This is a genomic window from Shewanella sp. DW31 (assembly GCF_015767295.1).
Taxonomy (GTDB): Bacteria; Pseudomonadota; Gammaproteobacteria; order Enterobacterales; family Shewanellaceae; genus Shewanella; species Shewanella oncorhynchi.
The window spans coordinates 46756-64774 of record NZ_JADWMP020000008.1 but is presented as its reverse complement, the minus strand read 5'-3'; the positions used below and the strand labels follow the sequence as shown (position 1 = coordinate 64774).

Here is an 18019-nt window from a genome sequence, read left to right as displayed (position 1 = left end):
ATGAACCATTATCATCAGATGGAAACTAAGCACACGCAATAATGACTATTTGGGGGTGATCAGCGGCCAGAAGCAATCAAACCAAGCAAGGTAGTCGGCGCTACGACTGGGTTCTGTTTGCGCTGCCATCAATAATGCCCAGTAGCAAGCAAATACCCAATACATGTCAATGGCAGCAGGCACTGCCGTGACGGCTTGTGCAGTAACATAAGGATGTCCACTCAGATACTGTTTCACCAACACACTTTGCTGATAGGGCGTTAACGCATGTGTCGCTAACACTACAGCTAACTCACACAGTGGATGCGACGCCGTCGCATACTCAAAATCGATACAACACAAGCGGTTATTTTTGAGTAACAAATTATGGGGATTAAGATCGCGATGGCAAAACTGCGGCTTTATTATGCAGGCTGCTAACTCATCACACCAATGTTTGATTTCGATTTGAATTGCAAGCAGCTTAGCCACCCGCTCATTCCAATCGTGAGTATTGCTATCACCAATATCTCTACCCTGCTTCAATGGCACAACACGCCTTAATACTGGCTCACTAAATGTTACAGAAGCCTGATAGGCAAGCATTTGCTGGTGATATTCCTGCCACTGCTCAGTGATGCTAATAGCATAAGGCCCTGTAGGCAGATCGCGTAATTGCAGCAATAACGCCAATAGCAAACAATGGGCTTGGTTAGGGTGCGTTTCTTGTTCTGCTGCCGGATACTGTAAATAATTAAACGTCGATTGTCCCAACACAAAATCAGCTGCACTCGTTTGGCGTTCTAACGCTGGCCAGTGAATTAAGAACTCGTTTTCAATATCGTCACTTTCAATAAAATCACTGAGGTAATAACGCTCATCTTCGCTCACCCACAACAGTTCAGGAGCAAGTTTAGCTTGAGCCAATTGCTGCCAGTAAAAACGCTCCTGCTGGCGGTTGCAAAAACTGTCCGCCGCATCGGCATTCACCCGCAGCACATAACTGCCTGTGGGCGTAGTAATTTTATAATTATGATTACTTAAGCCGCCCGCAAGCTCATGAATACTTAACACGTTAACTAGCCCAGCACTTTTGAGTATGGGGTAAAGTGCTTTGAATGGCTCGCCCACTGAGCGTTGCATCGAGGCGTTTATATCGAGCATTAACTAAGTAACTTCAAGGTATTAGCTTCACGGGCGTCGGCTAACGCGGTTCGCCACAGGAAATACCCCACGACCGCCAGACCCACATAAAGCACGAATAACAAGGATGTCAGCATCAAGCCTTTGCTGAGATAAAGGTAAATCGACACTATGTCGATAACCACCCAATAAAGCCAATTCTCAAGTACCTTTTTTGCCACTAAATAAGTCGTCATCACGGCGAAACAGGTTGTCGCCGCATCTAGATACGGGAATGCGGCTTGGGTATACGTCGCCATACCATGACCAACCAAAAGCGAAATCACGCCCGTCGCTGCGATCAACTTTAAATGGGTTTTCAATGGCCAAGTGGTCACTTTTACGCCTTGATGCTTATCACCACCTTGGGTCCAGAGCCAATATCCATAGAGCGCCATCGCCATGTAATACACGTTAAGCACAGACTCCATCAGTAGCGACACCTTCCAAAACAACACAGTGTAAATGGCGGTACTGGCAAAGGCCGCCGCCCAGCACCAGACGCTCGCCTTCATAGCCAGCAGTAAATATGCCATCGCCAACAATACCGCGAGGGCTTCCCATACGGTCATCACATGGACTTCACCAAAGGCCGTATTAACGCTCTCGACCAAGGTTAACCATAAATCTGTCATAGTGTTGTTCTCATTGCCTATTTGTCGCTTACATGGCGGTCAATCATTATTCGCTGTGGGCTAAATTCAGCTCACCACCGATAAACTTACACACAAATACCGCCTTGCCCCACTTCTCATGGGCAGCTTGCATCTCGGTCGCCAGCATAGTCATCACATCTAAATAATCGCCGCACACTTGAGTTGCCATCGCATTAGTCACACGCTCGATATTGGGATAGCTATCCACGCGGCCAATAAACCACTTGATAGGATCGAGGTAATTTTCATTAAAGGGATACATGCTAATTTCTGCGGTCAGTTTCATTTTAATTCCTTGATATTCTGAAGTAAGGCTGTAGCCCAAATACTGGGCTACAGTTCAGTTAACACTTAAATGATTATGCTCACTTTAAAATGAGCTATTACATAAACTTAACGTTAAAGGTTACGCCAATCTGACGCGGATCGCCGTAACGAATATATTGCTTTTCCGCCCAACCGTTATCTGGCTCATTGCCAAAATAGAAACCACGCACACCGTATTCCTCATTAAACAGATTGCGTCCCCATAAATATGCCGACCATGCGCTCGCCTCATAACCTACACGGGCATTGACGATAGTGTAGGGTTCAGAGCGGGATTCATTGCTGTCTGAATAATAGAATTCACTCTTACCGCTAAGATTCAGGTTAGCAAACCAACCCGAATTGGCACGATAAGTCCCGCCAAGGCTGTAGGTAACATGTGGAGAATGGGCTAGATCGCGGCCAGTTAAATCCACCTCAGTGCCATATTTGTCCTGATACTGGTAGTCACCGTAGGCCGTTTCTAACCAACCTAAGCTTGAGTAAACTTGCAGATTATCCGTGGCATACCAGGTTGCATCTAACTCAGCGCCATAGTTATTCGAACTGCCTGCATTTTCAGTGAACAAGATAAAACGCTGTGGTTTATCGGGATCTTGCTGTGATGCAGCCACCTGTTGATCTTGTCTGTCCATATAGAACAGCGCCAAATTAGTATCGATAAGTCCCGCTAACCAATGGGATTTAAGGCCGATTTCATAGTTATAGAGCGTCTCAGTACTAAACTCTTTTTTATCGTTCAACTCGACGGGCAAAGTCATGTTAAAACCGCCCGCCTTGTAACCGCGCGCAACACGGACATAAGCGTTGTGCGAGTCGTTCAGCACTTTACTCACAGCAATATGACCGCCCCACATGGTTTCGCTCGGGTCGAAATTATCGTTATTCGTATCAGAGTAATGGCTGTTGCGGCGCTCTAAACGTAGCCCCACAGATAAAGCATAATTTGAGCCCAAATCCGTATCGAGCTGACCAAACAGTGCATAGTTTGTCGCCTCATACTCTGAGTCTAAGACTTCATCCGGCGAAGCATTGTATTCAGAATACAATTGGTTATCTTCTTTCAGATTCATGGCATACACACCAAGCAACCAATCAGTACTCTCTGCAAAAATACGGCCCTGCTCGGTAGAACTTAGGCGAAACTCTTGCGACGCGGTTTTACGCTGACCCGTTTTATCCCAAAAATAATCGTATTGACACGGCGCCAGATTGCCATTGTCATCATTGCATTGCTTAGAGGCCCAATATTCTGAGTTAGCCCAATCGCCATCGTAACTGTAATGGTGATCGGTATTGGCAAAAGAGGTTAACGAAGTTAATTCGAAGTTTTCTGCGCCAGAATAGGTCGCTTTAAAACCCGCGCCTGTGGTGCGTTGGCTATCAACACCCGGTTGATCCGATGTTGTCTGGGTTGGTGAATTGGTTAAACTCCACACATCATAGCCATTATCGAAATCGGCATGCAGCACAGTTAAATCAAACTGCAAATCATCAGTCGCATACCAGCGCAGCTTAGCGCGGCCGCTGAATTCATCGCGACCATTGGTATCATCACGGTCTAAATACAGATTATCGTGGTAACCATTTTGCTGATGTTGCTGCATTGACACACGATAAAGCAGCTTGCCAGAATCCGTTAATGGGCCAGAACTGAAACCGCTAAAAGTGCGCAAATCATCATCGCCTAACGACACTTCGCCGCCATGCTCAAACACATCAGTTGGATCGTTACTCTTCAGATAAATCAATCCCGCTAAGGCATTCGCGCCGTAACGCGTCCCCTGCGGTCCACGAAGCACTTCGACCTGCTGTAAATCGTACATGCTCGACACCATACCAATACCGGATAAATCGATATCATCTATGATGTAACCCACGGAAGAATTAGGTGCGCCTTGGTATTGTTCCTGCTCTCCTACACCGCGAATTTGAAAATATTTCGGCCGCGAGCTTCCACCTGACCAGTTAAAATTGGCGATAGAATTAAGCAGATCTTCAAAGTGTTGCGCACTTTCATCTTGAATTTTTTGACTGTCGATAACGGTAATGCTGGAGGGCATTTTTTCTAAGCTTGAACTGCGAAAATCCGCCGTCACCACTATGACTTCCATCTCAGTGCTGGGATCGGGTTTATCGATAGCATCGGTTTGTGCAAATGCAGCAGTGCTCAGCGCTGCAGCGATGGCTAACGCCAGCGGCGCTCGGGCTAAAAATAAGCTTGGCGATACGGTTGAAAATGGAGATTGATGGTTTGACGTTTTACGGTTTGACATAGGACCTCAAATATAATGTTTGAGATCCGGCAACGAATAAGCGATTCAGAAGTGTGCTGTTGATTGGCCCATTCCTACGCCGGTATTAGCCGGATCAGGTTCTAAGGGTTCGTCAGATGACATCTCAGTTTGCAGCCGTTAACGTTAAAATCAGAGTAACATTAATGCACAACAAACACCCCTTGGCGGCGCCTAGTATACATGACAGAAATAAAAAGTGGGCACTCTTATCTCTGCGATTCAATTAAATGTCGCGAAAACCACTGCCCTTCAGTTCGTATGATGAAAATATCTTTAGTAGCCGCCTAAATCCTTTCGTCCATTTGACCGCCTATCATGATAATGCTATAGAAGGTCGCAATTTCGAACACAGTAAGAGGATCATAGTCGATGCAGCTAAAACCTTTATCGAAAGGACGTTATAGCCAGCGATGGGAGCAAGACTATCCACTTATTGAAGCGGTTGTACTTAGCTGTATCAGCGAAATAAAAATGCTCAAAAAAGGCGCTCACCTCATGACGCAGGGGGAAGCGATGGCATCACTTGTATTGGTGAAGCAAGGTCGCGTATCACTCGGCCATACCGCGAGAAATGGTCGGTGTTTTCAATTAGGTACTATTGATTGTGATTCACAGCTGTTTGGCGAAATGGAGTTCTTCACCCAGTACCATTGTCAACTAGACATTATTGCCAGTGAACCCTTAGAAATCATGTTGATTAGCGCTGAAAAACTGCAAGATTGCCTCGGTCAACACCCTCAACTCGCGCTATTTTTCGCTAGTGCAATTGCGATTGACTACCAAGACACAGTGGATATTTTTACTCGGCGACTGCTCTATCCCATCAGTTATAACGTGGCATTTGATATTTACCATGAATACTTAAATGACTTGCCCGTAGATGGCTTTAGTAAACGTTATTTAGAGGCTGAACGATTTGGCACTACCGACCGAGTCTACCGTCGGGCGCTACAAAATCTTGAGGAACGAGGCTTAATTGAGCGGAAAAAAGATGGCATTCGGATTTGTAATCTCAACGCACTCAAGAAATTTGTTGAAGCAGGTATATAACCGCTTTCAACATAACCCACACTCGACTTAATTTAACAACCGAGTGTGGGATGCATGCACAGGTAAATTAACTTACCGATGGCGAGTGTTGTTCCATAGCCGATTTCATCCGACTTGAAACGATCAATAGCATAAATATCGCTGCGTAAAGCAGAGGTATCACATACATCACTGTTTGTAATCCGATAATACGTTCAAAGAAAGAACTGATGGCTGGGCTAAACATCGCCCCTGCACTTCCGCTAATAAGAATATATGACACATTTTTGCTGCTAGCTTTTTTTACAAAAGACACGCCATAAGCAATAAATGCATTATAAAGAGCAGCACACACAAAACCATAACCATAGGTTAAATAAGCTATCCAATTAAGATTATTAGTACTGACAATGGCAGCGGTGATCACCATAGCTAAAGCAATAATACCGACTAAGAAATGGTGAATTTTTACACGAGTCACAATCACAGTCGAAATTAACGCCCCAACTAGCGCAGCGGACCAATACTGGGTAATAATATTACCGGCATCTTCAAACGGAATATCAAATTTTTGTTTTACAAATAAAGGTGCCCAAGTTAAAAAAGTATATAAAGCCAGCATTCCTAAAAATAAACCAATACCTCCACTAATAATGCCGAGATTCCATTCAGACTGTTGTTTCTCTTGTGTTGTAGAAGATTGCTCACAAATAGAGAAATGAGTGAACAAGGTAATAATGACTGTACCGAACGCCACTAAACCTACGGCTAAATAGCTATAACTCCATGATAATGAACTTGTTAATGCATAAGTCGTTATTAATGGAAAAATAACGCCTGCAATATTAAACGTTGCATCTTGCACCACTAACATTGTGCTTTGTAATTTCTCTTGCCACACAGACACCACAATCGTACCAGCAATACATAGACCGATACCGCCACAAAAACCAATTAAGGTCATTGCTACCATCACAACTTGTAGAGAACTGGTTAGATGTAAAGCCAGAGCAGAAAGAGCAACCAGACTGTAACTTATCAAGGTCATTCTTTTGATACCCATTTTTTCAATAAAGAAAAATGCTGCAATCGTCCCCGCGAGTGCACCACCATTGAGCAATGAAAAGATTGATGCAACTTCGTTAACATTAGCGGCAAATTTCTCAGCTATGGGTTCAATCAACATCCCAAATTGGGTCGCAAAGCCCGCCATAATAAAATTGGCGAGAAAACTGATGGCTGTTAAAGTAATTTTATTATTCATTATGTCATTCCATAAGTGAAATGCTAAGGGTTCAAAGGATGGCTTTAAACCTAATTGAGGGCGGTTTCTAACGCGAGCTCGATCATATTATTAAAAGAGAGTTGGCGTTCTTCGGCCGTTGTTTCTTCACCGGTTAAACAATGATCCGATACCGTTAAAATGGCTAATGATTCGATACCTTGTTGGTGTGACAATCCATAAAGCCCCGCCACTTCCATATCAATACCTAATACCCCAAAACGTTCAAGTGCAGGGATCATATCTTCATCGGGATCGTAATAAAGATCACCACTAAAGATATTGCCAACTTTTACACTAATGCCTTTCTCATTCGCTGTGGTATAGGCTTTATGCAATAAAGAAAAGGTCGCAGAAGTTGCCATTTGGTAGCCGCTACTACGCTTAGCGTTAGTAGGTGAATCCGTGCCTGCGGCTTGGGCTAAAATAACATCTCGCATTTGTACATGTTTTTGTGTTGCACCTAAACTGCCAATACGAATAATGCGTTTCACGCCAAAATAATTAATCAGCTCATGGCCATAGAGCACCATAGATGAAATACCCATACCATGCCCCATAACGGAAATGCGTTGTCCTTGGTAAAAGCCCGTGTAACCAAGCATATTGCGAACATTCGTGACTTCTACGGCATCGGTGAGATAGGTTTCAGCGATATATTTAGCACGGAGTGGATCACCCGGCATAATAACAGTTTCAGCAAAATCAGTAGGTTGAGCATTAATATGAGCAGTCATCTTTCTATCCTCATGTGGTAATATGCTGATAGTAGTGCTCAATCACTGAATGTATTTAGGACTAAAGTCCGGATTTCACCTTGCCGTAAACCTTTTTGCTTAAAAATGGGTAATTTATCGCAACTTTCAAGGTCAAAAAGACGAAAGCTTATAACATTTGAATGACCTTAAGATCACTAAAAGTTGATGTAAAACGAATAAAAAGGCTTACTCCTTAAAAGAAGTAAGCCTTTTTAGAACGGGTTTAATATCAAAAAATCAATTAAACACGGAATAAACTAAACAGAAGTAAACTCAAGCTTAGTTTGAAAAGGTTTCACGCACGTATACATCAAATTTAACCACTTGGGCATTAGGTGCAACAGCGCCGACTTGCAATTGCTGTTTGCCGTGTAATTTTACCGATTTCCAGCTGGTCGCTTCATCTTCGATAGTAAAGCCGCTGGCATCGTACCAAGTGAATTTATATTGCACACGCATATCGGAAGAGGATTTGCTAACAATCAACGCTGAGCCCTGCACTAAATCACCGACTCGGCGTGCATCCACACTCTGTACCGCAATGTCTCTGGCAAAGCTGGAATTATCGACGCGGGTTTCACCCAGTGAGCTCACTGAAATCCCTGCGGTATGTGAGGCACAAGCACCTAAGGTAAGCGCTGCGGCCAGTAATAACCCTGTATAAACTTGTTTCATATATTTCTCCTAGTCACGCCACAAAATACGCAGCTAGCGCATCATTTCCTATTAAACGATAAACTAATCGAACAGTGCTGAACTCATGCTTAATAACATAGGCTAAATAAAGCATTCTCAATCTAAAATAGTGAATCAGTCATGCTTCATCAATCTAAACTTAATCAGATTAATCAATCAAAAAATGTGCCCGTGCCGTAGCAATAAGCTGCTTACGATTGGTTTGCCAACAATCAATATTCACGTTAGCGACTCGTCGACCCTGACGGGTAATACGACACTCAGCAAAACTATCCTTGTGCAGACCTGCACGTAAATAGTCGATTGAAAAATCAACGACTTTAGGCACCTTTGCTGTTTGCATAAATACCATTAACTGCACTATCGCTGACATTTCCATAAAGCCCGCAATCACACCACCATGAATGGCGGGCAACACAGGATTACCGATATTGTCATCTTTAGCGGGCAATTTAAAAATCAGTTCATCACCAAAACGCTCCACCTTCATGCCAATAAATTTGGCATAGGGAACGTGCTCAAGTAAATGGCCAAAATCATTAAGTTCAGTGGCGCGTTTAACTATCCCTTGCACATCAATAGGCGCTTTAACCTGTGCGTTTTGAGTTGTACTGGCTGCATCTAGTATCGAATTATTTGCGCTCATCACTCTCTCCTATCGCAGGCACGGCTTCACCCATTAACGCTTGCCTAAAGGCATCACCGACCATTTCAGGGCTGATCCGCATAAAAGAGCCGACGGCATGGGCGATGGGATCGTCAATACTGTCTTGGTAAGCAATTGCACGGGTAAAGGCAATATTAGAAGACAACTTGTAGCATTCTGCGAAACCAAATACAGGCTTATGGGGCTGAGCGGGCTTCATGTAGTCCACCCGTAAATCGAGCGTGGGTGAGATTTCTAACAATTTGAATTTATGGAAAATTGCGCTCACGACTGCACTGCCACAGGCAGTATCCATTAAGGTAGTGATCACTCCACCATGGATAACGCCCGTATCGGGATAACCAATTAATTCAGTGCTGTAGGGCAACTCAATCAACACATGGTGCTCACTCGCCTCCAATACGGTTAAACCGAGACGGCGACACTGAGCGAGTTGATCCACAAACCGCTGCGCCATTTGGGTCAGCGGGAAAAAATCCGAATTGACCTTCATTTTCCTTGGCTCAACATGGGCCCCAGAGGCTCCCCGCCCACAAGGTGGAAATGAATATGATAGACTTCTTGTCCACCATGTTGATTGCAGTTCATGATCAGTCGGTAGCCATCTTTAGCGATACCCGCTTCCGCCGCCAATTTAGCCGCAACCGTCATCATACGGCCAAGCACAGGCTCATCAGAGGCTTTCATCTCATTAGCCGTTGGGATCAAGTGATTCGGCACAATCAAAATATGCGTTGGCGCCTTAGGGGAAATGTCTCTAAAGGCAGTCACAAGTTCATCTTGATACAGAATATCCGCGGGAATTTCGCGACGAATAATTTTGCTGAAAATCGTTTCTTCGGCCATGGGGCGTCCTCCTTGGGTTAGTTGGCATAGTATACTAGCAATTCAATACTTTGTGTCTGCAGATATTTTGCTTTTCATTTGCCAGTTGCAGGCATTTTTGGCAGCATGGCCACCATTAAAATACTCAGGTTTTGCAGGATAAATATGATCCATTACCAGATAATCCCCGTCGATCCGAAAGCCCATTTATTCGCTGTCACTATGACATTATCACAACCCAAGTCAGTGCAGGTCTTTAGCCTACCCGCTTGGCTGCCCGGCAGTTACATGGTGCGCGACTTTGCCAAAAATATCATTGAACTCAAGGCAAAAGATGCACAAGGCCAAACGCTTAAGCCCACCCAACTAGATAAGCAAACTTGGTCGGTTGATAATAATAGCAGCGAAATTATTCTGACTTATCAAGTGTATGCTTGGGATCTGTCGGTGCGCACCGCGCATTTGGACACGACCCACGGCTTCTTTAATGGCAGTAGCGTATTTTTATCTGCCCATGGTTTTGAAGACACTTTACACACCGTCTCTATAGAGCCACCAACAGAGCCAACATCAAGTGACTGGCGCCTTGCTACCAGCATGACTCGCACCAGTGGTGACGATTTTGCCTTCGGCCAATTTTCAGCTAAAAGCTATGACGAGCTCATCGATCATCCGGTGGAAATGGGCTTATTCACCTTAGGGAGTTTTGATGCCTGTGGCGTGCAGCATGATATCGTACTCAATGGTCGCCACCGTGCTTGCATGCCAAGGCTCTGCCAAGATTTAAAGACCATTTGTGAGTATCAGATTAACTTCTTTGGTACGCCTACACCGTTTAAACGTTATTTGTTTATGACCTCAGTATTAGACAATGGCTTTGGCGGTTTAGAGCACAGAGCTTCTACTGCATTAATGTGTTCACGCAAAGACTTACCACTGTCGCTCGATGCGCCAGTCAATAACGACTATCGCACTTATTTATCCCTGTGCAGCCACGAGTATTTCCACAGCTGGAACGTTAAGCGCATTAAGCCTGAATGCTTTTTACCCTATAAACTTGAGGCAGAAACCTATACGCCACAATTATGGGCCTATGAAGGCATCACCTCCTATTACGATGACTTTCTTACCTATCGTGCAGGTCTGGTAGATGAACAAAGCTATTTAGATATGCTGAGTGAGACCTTCACCCGTGTCTATCGCAGCCAGGGACGCTTTAAACAAAGTGTTAAGGACTCAAGCTTTAATGCTTGGACTAAGTTCTACAAGCAGGATGAAAACGCACAAAATGCCATCATCAGTTATTACACCAAAGGGGCTCTGTTTGCGCTGTATTTAGATTTAACCCTGCGCAGCGAAACCCAGGGCAAATACAATCTCGACCATGTTATGCAGATTTTATGGCAGGAATATGCTCTGCAAGATAAAGGCACCACAGATACTTGCCATCAAGCCATCGTGGAACGACTCCTTGGTCGTGATTGCCAAGATCTGTTTGCCTACTTAGATAGTACGGACGATATTCCGTTAGCGGCTTTACTCGCCGAATTTGGGGTCAACTTGAGTCTTCGATCCAGTCAAGGTGCGCAAGATGTGGGCGGCGGGCAAGCGAAAGGTTATGAGATTGCATTCGGCGCGAAAACCCAAGCAGCACCTATAGGATTAAAAATCGTGACTGTCACCCAAGGTAGCCCTGCACACCTTGCAGGGTTAAGTGCAGGTGATGTGTTAATTGCCGCGGATAACCTACAAGTCACAGGACAATTTGAGGCGCAGCTACAGCAATATCCGCTGGGTGAATCCTTGAATCTACATTGGTTTAGACGGGATGAATTGATGACGGGTGAGTTAACTGTTGCTGCCGCGCCTAAGGATACTGTCGCCCTATCCATTCGTGACAAAAGCAAAATAGTGGCTTGGCTTGGACGTTAATAGACTTTCGGCTTAAGAACTCTTTTGAGAAATAATAAAAGGGGCTTTAGCCCCTTTTATCTGAGATAAGACTTAACTTAAACGTATATACGTTTGTATATCAATACTGATATCGACTTAAACCACCACATCGTGCAAATAGGTTTGTGCCCACGCAATCGCTTGACCACGGCTAGACACTCCAATTTTACGGAATACTCGGTACAAATGGGTTTTTATCGTGCTTTCACTGACAAACAACTGATTGGCGATATCTAAATTAGTACTTCCCGTCAACAATGCTTGTAATACTTCACGCTCACGGATAGTTAACGGTTCAGTGTCTTCGAACAATCCAAAATCATCATTTACCCCATTAATGAGCTGAATTGGGATGACCCTATGACCTCGTAAAATATTCGAGAGTCCTAGGCTTATTTCAGTTAAACCTGCATCAAGATAAAACACCCCTGCAGTTGTGGCAGCTTGCATTAAAAAACGTGCATCCACTTGTTTAGGGAACTGTAAATAGACAACTCGCACACTCGGTTGCTCACGGGCAAGTAAACGTTGAAATTGATGGGCTTTTTGAAGATCAACAGTCGCTAAATCGATCACGACCATGGAGGCATTATTATCTTTGATTTTCTCACACATCTCATCAGGGCTGACTTGGGTCAACTTAACGAGAAACTCCTGCGGCCAACGTCCTGCGAGCAATTCCATCAATACTTGCGATCGTGACACTACAATCCAATGTAATATTTTGAACATCCTGCTCACTCCCTGTCTGGTTAACGATTATTCACTTTAAGGATCTAAGATCCTCCAAATACGACTTCAACATCCGTTCAATAGACTTCCAAGTCTACCGTGGTCACGATATTAGCATTAGATAAAACAGATTAAAAAGACTTACGTAAAAAATATTTACCGTACGCAAATCAAAAACTTCTAACACTTTCGTTGACTACACTATCAATCAGAAGTCTTAATTGAAACTGAAAAAAGTTACTGAAATTTTAGGATAAAAGCGTAAGATCATACCAACACAAAAAATAAGGAAATTCCATGTCCAGCAGTAACCCCACCGCTTTTGAAATAAAATCCTATCCTGTGTGGGACAAACCGACGCGATTATTTCATTGGATTAATGTCATTCTTGTGCTCGCACTCATCTTAGTCGGTGGCATCATGATGTATCGCACTGAGCTAGGCATATCTGAGTTAACAGGTAAAATTGGCTTGAAAACTTTACATGTGTGCATAGGATATGCGTTCGCAATAAACCTCATAGTCCGCCTTGTGTGGGGTTTTATCGGTAACAAATATGCGCGTTTCAGCCACATGTTTCCCAATGCTAATAGCAAAAGCGAATTAATAGCTTATAAGACTGAATTAGCCGCGGGGAAAAATCCGCAGTATTTAGGTCATAACCCTAAAGGTAAATTTGCCGTGCTGGCCATCATGTTGCTATTAGTGACCATAATGATCACTGGACTTTTGCGTGCAGGTACAGATATTTATTATCCGCCGCTAGGTAGTGCTGTACAAAGCTATCTTGCTGATACCAATGTCGAACCAACAAGCTTAAAACCCTATGATGCAACGGGTGTGAATGCAGAAAAAGCGGATGCACTTAAACCAATGAAAGGATTGGCAGGTCAAGTGCACGTCTATGCGGTTTATGTGTTGTTACTGCTGATGTTATTACATGTATTTGCGGTGATTTATACTGAAGTAAAACGTCAACCAGGGATTATTTCAGCCATGTTCTCCGGCAAGAAGATCATCCAAGGTCAGCCAAAAGACGAGTAATCGGTTAGTAAACGGATAAAAATAACGCCAGCATTTGCTGGCGTTATTTATTTAGACATGAAGGTATATACCAACTTTTCTAAACGTATTTTTGAGATTATTTTTTCAGAACAGTTGCTGGGGTACGACCATCATCATGGCAACTTTCACAGGTAGGTTTTTGACCGACATTCATATCATGTACCGCATGACAATCTGCACAGACTAAATTACCGTCATGTGGCTTATGCACAGCGTCCATTTCAGCATAGGTACCATGACAACTTTGGCACTGTGCAAATTCAAAAGCACCATCCGCAGAAGGTGTACCATCTTTATGACAGCTTTCGCATCCACCCGACTCAGCATGGAAATCAGACAATTTTTGATCTGCAGCAAATGCGGTTGGCGACAGCGCTAACGCTGCCAGACTTGCCCCGAAAAGCGCACTTAATAGTTTTTTGCTCACAATAGTATCCTCCAATGGCGATTGTCAGTGGAAATTCTTGTCAGGGTGACTTCCATCTCTCAACCAAAATAAATAGCACGACTCGATATAACTTAGCTAAGGATGAACGAATAAGCAAACCCAAACTAAGCGACACAACTTTATCAACATACTCAAGGGTAAAATGTGCGCTGCATCATGTAACCACATGCTTATATAAGAGTTTTACATCTACCTAACCTAGAGGCTACATAATGTAAATCCCTAAACTGGCAAGCGACAGAATAAATCCCCCTTAATCTAAAACTAAAAGCTCGATTCATGATGATACTTAAGACAAAGTGATAATAAAAAGGAATGACAATAAGTGAATGGGTACAGAGTACTAGACGAGGATGCTTTAAATAGTGAAGGCACAACATTCAACCAAAACGCCTCTGGCACTTAATTCAAATGCCAGAAGGAATTGCGATAACAGTTAACTCGCCCACTATAACCAATGATACAAATAGCTATTAGACAGGTAGGCATCAACTCGCATCAAGTTTATTGTCAGCCTCAAGCTCTGTTTTAGGCCAAGCGTTAATCACGGCTTTGACCAACGATGCTAATGGAATGGCAAAGAATACTCCCCATACACCCCATAAACCGCCAAAGACTAAAACGGCCGCTATGATGATCACCGGATGCAAATCCACCGCATCGGAGAATAAAATAGGCACGAGTAAATTACCGTCGAGCGCCTGAATAATACCGTAACCCAACATTAAATAGCCAAATTCAGAACTAAAACCCCACTGAAAAAATGCCACTAGGGTGATAGGTAATGTAACTAAGGTTGCACCGACATAAGGGATCAATACCGATAACCCCGTTAACACACCAAGCAACACCGAATATCGCAGTCCCATCAAGGCAAACAAAATATAAGTTGCGACACCAACAACCACGATTTCGATCACTTTGCCACGAATGTAATTAAAAATCTGTTGGTGCATTTCAAACCACACTTTACGCGCTAACTGGCGATTTGCGGGAAAAAATCGCTTACTGCCGCTAATCAGTTGATCTTTATCTTTTAAAAAGAAAAACACCAGTAAGGGCACTAAAATCGCGTACACCATCAAGACGAGTAAAGAAGCTGAATAACCGATTAATTGCTTAGCAATATCCAACACATGTTGAGTATCGAGCAGTTTTTTAAGCTCACCAACCATCAGATCTAACTGCTCTGGATTGATAAATCGTGGATATTGATTGATCAGTGTTTGTATTGTCAGCAAGCCTTTATCTATCATGCTAGGCAAGTCGGCAATTAAGCTAACACCTTGACGCCACACACTCGGAATTAAGCCAAATGTCAGTAAAACCACGATTCCCAAAAACAACACAATAACCAAGGACGCACCAGCGGTGCGATTAATCCCCAATTTAAGCATTTGCGCCACAGGCCATTCCAATAGAAATGCCAACACAAGAGCGACCAACAGCGGAGCAAGTAAACCTGCCGCAAAATAAATCACTAGCGCGAGCCCGACAAGAATAGCCATTAAGGTCACAGCTTGTGGATCACTAAAGCGCTCTTGGTACCAACGAGAAAAAACAGTAAACATGGATCATTCCAATATAGTGATGGCTGGCGAGGCTTCCCAAACGCTCAGGAAAGTTTATTTATCATGATGCTATTCGAGACTTTACTCAGTTAGACTTTCGCTTCTACACGTCAGCTAAATCAAAAAATAAACTGACAAGAGTAAACAACCGAGCCTGAGCGGCACTCTGGCTCAGAATTAAGCGATTAATGTTAGTCTAAGAGGATTTAAACATAAAAATCCTCAATTTATCCCTGAGATAGATCAACTTTGGTGACCATCAAGGCTAACAGACCTGCATCATTACGCAACTCTTGCACGACATGCCCTTGTTTTTTTAAATATTGGGGAACATCTCGCCGCGAACCAGAGTCTAAGAGTAAGATATGCAACTGCTCACCCTCTCGCATTGGCTTCAATGCAAGCTTCACTTTCACTAAGGGTACTGGACAACGAAAGAGCGTTAAATCAATAAAAATCATAATGAACTTGCTATAGACGAACTTGGGCCATTATCCTAAGTTGCACCTCAAACTACAAGCTAAGTGCAGTATCTGCCTTTAGTTGAGATAATTAGAAATAAAAGGATCCGCTTGCGTAACTTGACTTTTTTGACTCGATTCAAACCTTTTGTTGCAGGCGCACTCTCCTTGATGCTGCTAACCTTCGCCGCCAAAAGCTTTGCCAACAATGACTTACCGGATTTAGGTACCGCCGCAGTTAACACCTTCAGCCTTGAAAAAGAAATGGTTTACGGTGATGCTTATATGCGCATCATTCGCTCATCGGCACCTATGCTAAATGACCCCGTGTTGAGTCAATATCTTACCGAGCTTGGCAATAAACTGGTCGCCCATGCCACAGGCGTAAAAACGCCGTTTTATTTTTTCCTATTACAAAATGATGAAATCAACGCCTTCGCCTTCTTTGGTGGCCATGTTGCCGTGCACACAGGCTTATTTCTCAATGCCGACAATGAAAGCGAACTCGCTTCAGTATTAGGCCACGAAGTGACTCACGTTACTCAACGTCACCTTGCCCGATCCCTTGAAGCACAGCAAAAAAGTAATCCTGCAACAATTGCCGGTTTACTCGGCGCCATTTTGTTAACGATTGCAGTACCACAAGCAGGTATGGCGGCGCTTGCGACAACCCAAGCCATGGCGACACAATCGAAAATCAACTACACCCGTTTGCATGAAAAGGAAGCCGATCGCATCGGAATGCAAATTCTAGTGGATGCAGGCTTTAATCCTAATGCTGCAGCGGATTTCTTTGGTAAATTAGCCAGTCGTTATCGCTTTACCACCACACCACCACAAATGTTATTAACTCACCCATTGCCTGAATCGCGGATCACTGAAGCCCGTAACCGTGCCGAGCAATACCCTAAACGTTATATCCCTGATAATCTTAATTTTCAGCTAGCAAAAGCTCGTATTCAAGTCCGTTTTTCCAGCTATAGCGACGAAGCAGTATTAAGCATGTTTGATCGGCAGCTCAACAAACAGACCTATACCTTCAAAGAGGCAGCACTTTATGGCAAAGCGCTGGCTTTATATAGATTGAAGAAGTTTAATGAATCAGAAAAAATCGTCGATGAGCTGTTAAAAATCGATGATAACAACCTGTTTTATATAGACACTAAATCTGATTTACTGATCGAACGTAAGGACTATGCAAAAGCGATTACTATGCTCGAAGCCCAGCGTAAAATGAAACCAACGTCTCAAGTGATCAATGCCAACTTAGCCAATATATATATCGAAGCCGATCAAGCCCCCAAAGCAATCCCTTTGCTGGAAGATATGATTTTCCTCGATAAACAAAATGAACTGCCTTATCAATTGTTGACTATGGTGTATAAAAAAACCGGCAATCAAGCATTGGAATATTTTTCCACCGCAGAGCTGATGGCCTTAGGTGCTAATTATAAGGGCGCAATCGATCAACTTAACTTTGCCTACCGTGCATCCGAAAATAATCCATTACAGCTTGCACGTATTGAAGCACGTATTCGCCAGTTTAAAATGGCTGATAAAGAGATGGATGCGCTTAAGTAATAAGTTGTTTTACAAATAGATTAAAGACAATTACCCATTTATGCGCCCCGAACACACTGACGGGGCGCGGTTTTTTCTGTTATTATCCGCGCCATTGTTATTTCAGCCCGTATTGAGCCTCTAGTACTATGACCCAAGCGACGATTTACCATAACCCACGTTGTTCAAAAAGCCGTGAAACCTTAGCTTTACTCGAGCAACAAGGCTGCGACATTACCTTAGTGGAATACTTAAAAAATCCCCCTACGGCTAAAGATATCGGCGACATTCTGGTTAAATTAGGCATCAGTGCTCGCGAATTAATGCGCACCAAGGAAGCAGAATATCAAGCCTTGGGACTTGCAGACTCATCACTAACAGAATTGCAGTTGATTGAGGCTATGGTCAACACACCTAAACTCATCGAACGGCCAATTGTGCTCGCCAATCAAAGCGCAGCCATCGGCCGTCCTCCTGAGAATGTACTTACTATTCTTTAACCCATAATTTTTAAACAAAAATGGCTTTTAT

General features: G+C 43.5%; 19 protein-coding genes and 1 riboswitch. Of the genes, 5 read left to right on the top strand and 14 right to left on the bottom strand.

Going from position 1 to position 18019, the window contains the following annotated elements; translation table 11 throughout:
• Positions 1-45: 45 nt before the first annotated feature.
• From GWI56_RS08915 to GWI56_RS08900, 4 genes are all read right to left on the bottom strand, one after another.
• The gene (locus GWI56_RS08915; RefSeq protein ID WP_198572702.1) at positions 46-1143 is read right to left on the bottom strand and encodes a phosphotransferase; all 1098 of its coding nucleotides are present in this window, start codon (positions 1141-1143) and stop codon (positions 46-48) included.
• Positions 1143-1796 (bottom strand): nicotinamide riboside transporter PnuC, encoded by a 654-nt coding sequence (gene pnuC, locus GWI56_RS08910; RefSeq protein ID WP_028760296.1) that lies wholly within the window; start codon positions 1794-1796, stop codon positions 1143-1145. The genes GWI56_RS08915 and pnuC overlap by 1 nt, the downstream gene beginning before the upstream one ends.
• A 46-nt stretch (positions 1797-1842) precedes the next feature.
• Positions 1843-2103 (bottom strand): hypothetical protein, encoded by a 261-nt coding sequence (locus tag GWI56_RS08905; protein WP_028760297.1) that lies wholly within the window; start codon positions 2101-2103, stop codon positions 1843-1845.
• A gap of 97 nt (positions 2104-2200) precedes the next feature.
• The gene (locus tag GWI56_RS08900) at positions 2201-4420 is read right to left on the bottom strand and encodes a TonB-dependent receptor (RefSeq protein ID WP_198572701.1); all 2220 of its coding nucleotides are present in this window, start codon (positions 4418-4420) and stop codon (positions 2201-2203) included.
• Positions 4421-4474: 54 nt separating this feature from the next.
• Positions 4475-4613, bottom strand: a riboswitch (TPP riboswitch).
• A gap of 197 nt (positions 4614-4810) precedes the next feature.
• Between GWI56_RS08900 and GWI56_RS08895 the strand changes: the two genes are divergently transcribed.
• Positions 4811-5491 (top strand): Crp/Fnr family transcriptional regulator, encoded by a 681-nt coding sequence (locus tag GWI56_RS08895; RefSeq protein ID WP_198572700.1) that lies wholly within the window; start codon positions 4811-4813, stop codon positions 5489-5491.
• Positions 5492-5558: 67 nt separating this feature from the next.
• On the opposite strand, the gene tsgA is transcribed toward GWI56_RS08895, so the two are convergent.
• The 6 genes from tsgA to hinT form a co-directional block, all read right to left on the bottom strand.
• Positions 5559-6734 (bottom strand): MFS transporter TsgA, encoded by a 1176-nt coding sequence (gene tsgA, locus GWI56_RS08890; protein ID WP_113938750.1) that lies wholly within the window; start codon positions 6732-6734, stop codon positions 5559-5561.
• 50 nt (positions 6735-6784) lie between these two features.
• Positions 6785-7489 (bottom strand): purine-nucleoside phosphorylase, encoded by a 705-nt coding sequence (gene deoD, locus GWI56_RS08885; RefSeq protein WP_012196924.1) that lies wholly within the window; start codon positions 7487-7489, stop codon positions 6785-6787.
• A 300-nt stretch (positions 7490-7789) separates the two neighbouring features.
• The gene (locus GWI56_RS08880; protein WP_028760301.1) at positions 7790-8185 is read right to left on the bottom strand and encodes a YcfL family protein; all 396 of its coding nucleotides are present in this window, start codon (positions 8183-8185) and stop codon (positions 7790-7792) included.
• A gap of 169 nt (positions 8186-8354) precedes the next feature.
• A complete protein-coding gene (locus GWI56_RS08875) occupies positions 8355-8852 on the bottom strand; it encodes a PaaI family thioesterase (RefSeq protein ID WP_168823948.1) in 498 nt (165 codons plus the stop codon).
• The gene (locus tag GWI56_RS08870) at positions 8839-9366 is read right to left on the bottom strand and encodes a PaaI family thioesterase (RefSeq protein WP_028760303.1); all 528 of its coding nucleotides are present in this window, start codon (positions 9364-9366) and stop codon (positions 8839-8841) included. Before GWI56_RS08870 ends, GWI56_RS08875 begins: the two co-directional genes overlap by 14 nt.
• The gene (hinT, locus tag GWI56_RS08865; RefSeq protein ID WP_113938752.1) at positions 9363-9719 is read right to left on the bottom strand and encodes a purine nucleoside phosphoramidase; all 357 of its coding nucleotides are present in this window, start codon (positions 9717-9719) and stop codon (positions 9363-9365) included. Before hinT ends, GWI56_RS08870 begins: the two co-directional genes overlap by 4 nt.
• 144 nt (positions 9720-9863) lie before the next feature.
• On the opposite strand from hinT, the gene GWI56_RS08860 reads away from it, so the two are divergent.
• Positions 9864-11630 (top strand): PDZ domain-containing protein, encoded by a 1767-nt coding sequence (locus GWI56_RS08860; protein ID WP_198572699.1) that lies wholly within the window; start codon positions 9864-9866, stop codon positions 11628-11630.
• A gap of 117 nt (positions 11631-11747) precedes the next feature.
• On the opposite strand, the gene GWI56_RS08855 is transcribed toward GWI56_RS08860, so the two are convergent.
• Positions 11748-12383, bottom strand: a complete 636-nt coding sequence (locus GWI56_RS08855; RefSeq protein ID WP_028760305.1) for a LuxR C-terminal-related transcriptional regulator — start codon at positions 12381-12383, stop codon at positions 11748-11750.
• 297 nt (positions 12384-12680) lie between these two features.
• Here GWI56_RS08855 and GWI56_RS08850 point away from each other — a divergent pair, with 297 nt between their 5' ends.
• The gene (locus tag GWI56_RS08850) at positions 12681-13427 is read left to right on the top strand and encodes a cytochrome b/b6 domain-containing protein (RefSeq protein WP_105252822.1); all 747 of its coding nucleotides are present in this window, start codon (positions 12681-12683) and stop codon (positions 13425-13427) included.
• A 97-nt stretch (positions 13428-13524) separates the two neighbouring features.
• On the opposite strand, the gene GWI56_RS08845 is transcribed toward GWI56_RS08850, so the two are convergent.
• The 3 genes from GWI56_RS08845 to GWI56_RS08835 form a co-directional block, all read right to left on the bottom strand.
• Entirely contained in the window at positions 13525-13875 is a 351-nt protein-coding gene (locus tag GWI56_RS08845) for a cytochrome c3 family protein (protein WP_105252823.1), read from the bottom strand.
• A 509-nt stretch (positions 13876-14384) separates the two neighbouring features.
• Positions 14385-15467: an AI-2E family transporter gene (locus GWI56_RS08840; RefSeq protein WP_198572698.1), complete on the bottom strand. Its 1083-nt coding sequence runs from the start codon at positions 15465-15467 to the stop codon at positions 14385-14387.
• Positions 15468-15694: 227 nt separating this feature from the next.
• Positions 15695-15928, bottom strand: a complete 234-nt coding sequence (locus GWI56_RS08835; protein WP_113938755.1) for a sulfurtransferase TusA family protein — start codon at positions 15926-15928, stop codon at positions 15695-15697.
• Positions 15929-16039: 111 nt separating this feature from the next.
• Between GWI56_RS08835 and GWI56_RS08830 the strand changes: the two genes are divergently transcribed.
• Positions 16040-17509, top strand: coding sequence for a M48 family metalloprotease (locus GWI56_RS08830; protein WP_198572697.1), 1470 nt, complete (start codon positions 16040-16042; stop codon positions 17507-17509).
• A gap of 128 nt (positions 17510-17637) precedes the next feature.
• Positions 17638-17988 carry an arsenate reductase (glutaredoxin) gene (gene arsC / locus GWI56_RS08825; RefSeq protein ID WP_168823940.1) on the top strand — a complete coding sequence of 117 codons (351 nt, stop codon included), beginning with the start codon at positions 17638-17640 and terminating at the stop codon, positions 17986-17988.
• Positions 17989-18019 lie beyond the last annotated feature (31 nt).

Coding starts and splice junctions, on each gene's coding strand:
- GWI56_RS08850 (WP_105252822.1), top strand. CDS start 12,681: ATGTCCAGCAGTAACCCCACCGCTTTTGAAATAAAATCCTATCCTGTG.
- GWI56_RS08835 (WP_113938755.1), bottom strand. CDS start 15,928: ATGATTTTTATTGATTTAACGCTCTTTCGTTGTCCAGTACCCTTAGTG.
- GWI56_RS08900 (WP_198572701.1), bottom strand. CDS start 4,420: ATGTCAAACCGTAAAACGTCAAACCATCAATCTCCATTTTCAACCGTA.
- tsgA (WP_113938750.1), bottom strand. CDS start 6,734: ATGAATAATAAAATTACTTTAACAGCCATCAGTTTTCTCGCCAATTTT.
- GWI56_RS08895 (WP_198572700.1), top strand. CDS start 4,811: ATGCAGCTAAAACCTTTATCGAAAGGACGTTATAGCCAGCGATGGGAG.
- arsC (WP_168823940.1), top strand. CDS start 17,638: ATGACCCAAGCGACGATTTACCATAACCCACGTTGTTCAAAAAGCCGT.
- pnuC (WP_028760296.1), bottom strand. CDS start 1,796: ATGACAGATTTATGGTTAACCTTGGTCGAGAGCGTTAATACGGCCTTT.
- GWI56_RS08870 (WP_028760303.1), bottom strand. CDS start 9,366: ATGAAGGTCAATTCGGATTTTTTCCCGCTGACCCAAATGGCGCAGCGG.
- GWI56_RS08860 (WP_198572699.1), top strand. CDS start 9,864: ATGATCCATTACCAGATAATCCCCGTCGATCCGAAAGCCCATTTATTC.
- deoD (WP_012196924.1), bottom strand. CDS start 7,489: ATGACTGCTCATATTAATGCTCAACCTACTGATTTTGCTGAAACTGTT.
- GWI56_RS08875 (WP_168823948.1), bottom strand. CDS start 8,852: ATGAGCGCAAATAATTCGATACTAGATGCAGCCAGTACAACTCAAAAC.
- GWI56_RS08855 (WP_028760305.1), bottom strand. CDS start 12,383: ATGTTCAAAATATTACATTGGATTGTAGTGTCACGATCGCAAGTATTG.
- GWI56_RS08840 (WP_198572698.1), bottom strand. CDS start 15,467: ATGTTTACTGTTTTTTCTCGTTGGTACCAAGAGCGCTTTAGTGATCCA.
- GWI56_RS08915 (WP_198572702.1), bottom strand. CDS start 1,143: ATGCTCGATATAAACGCCTCGATGCAACGCTCAGTGGGCGAGCCATTC.
- GWI56_RS08880 (WP_028760301.1), bottom strand. CDS start 8,185: ATGAAACAAGTTTATACAGGGTTATTACTGGCCGCAGCGCTTACCTTA.
- GWI56_RS08905 (WP_028760297.1), bottom strand. CDS start 2,103: ATGAAACTGACCGCAGAAATTAGCATGTATCCCTTTAATGAAAATTAC.
- hinT (WP_113938752.1), bottom strand. CDS start 9,719: ATGGCCGAAGAAACGATTTTCAGCAAAATTATTCGTCGCGAAATTCCC.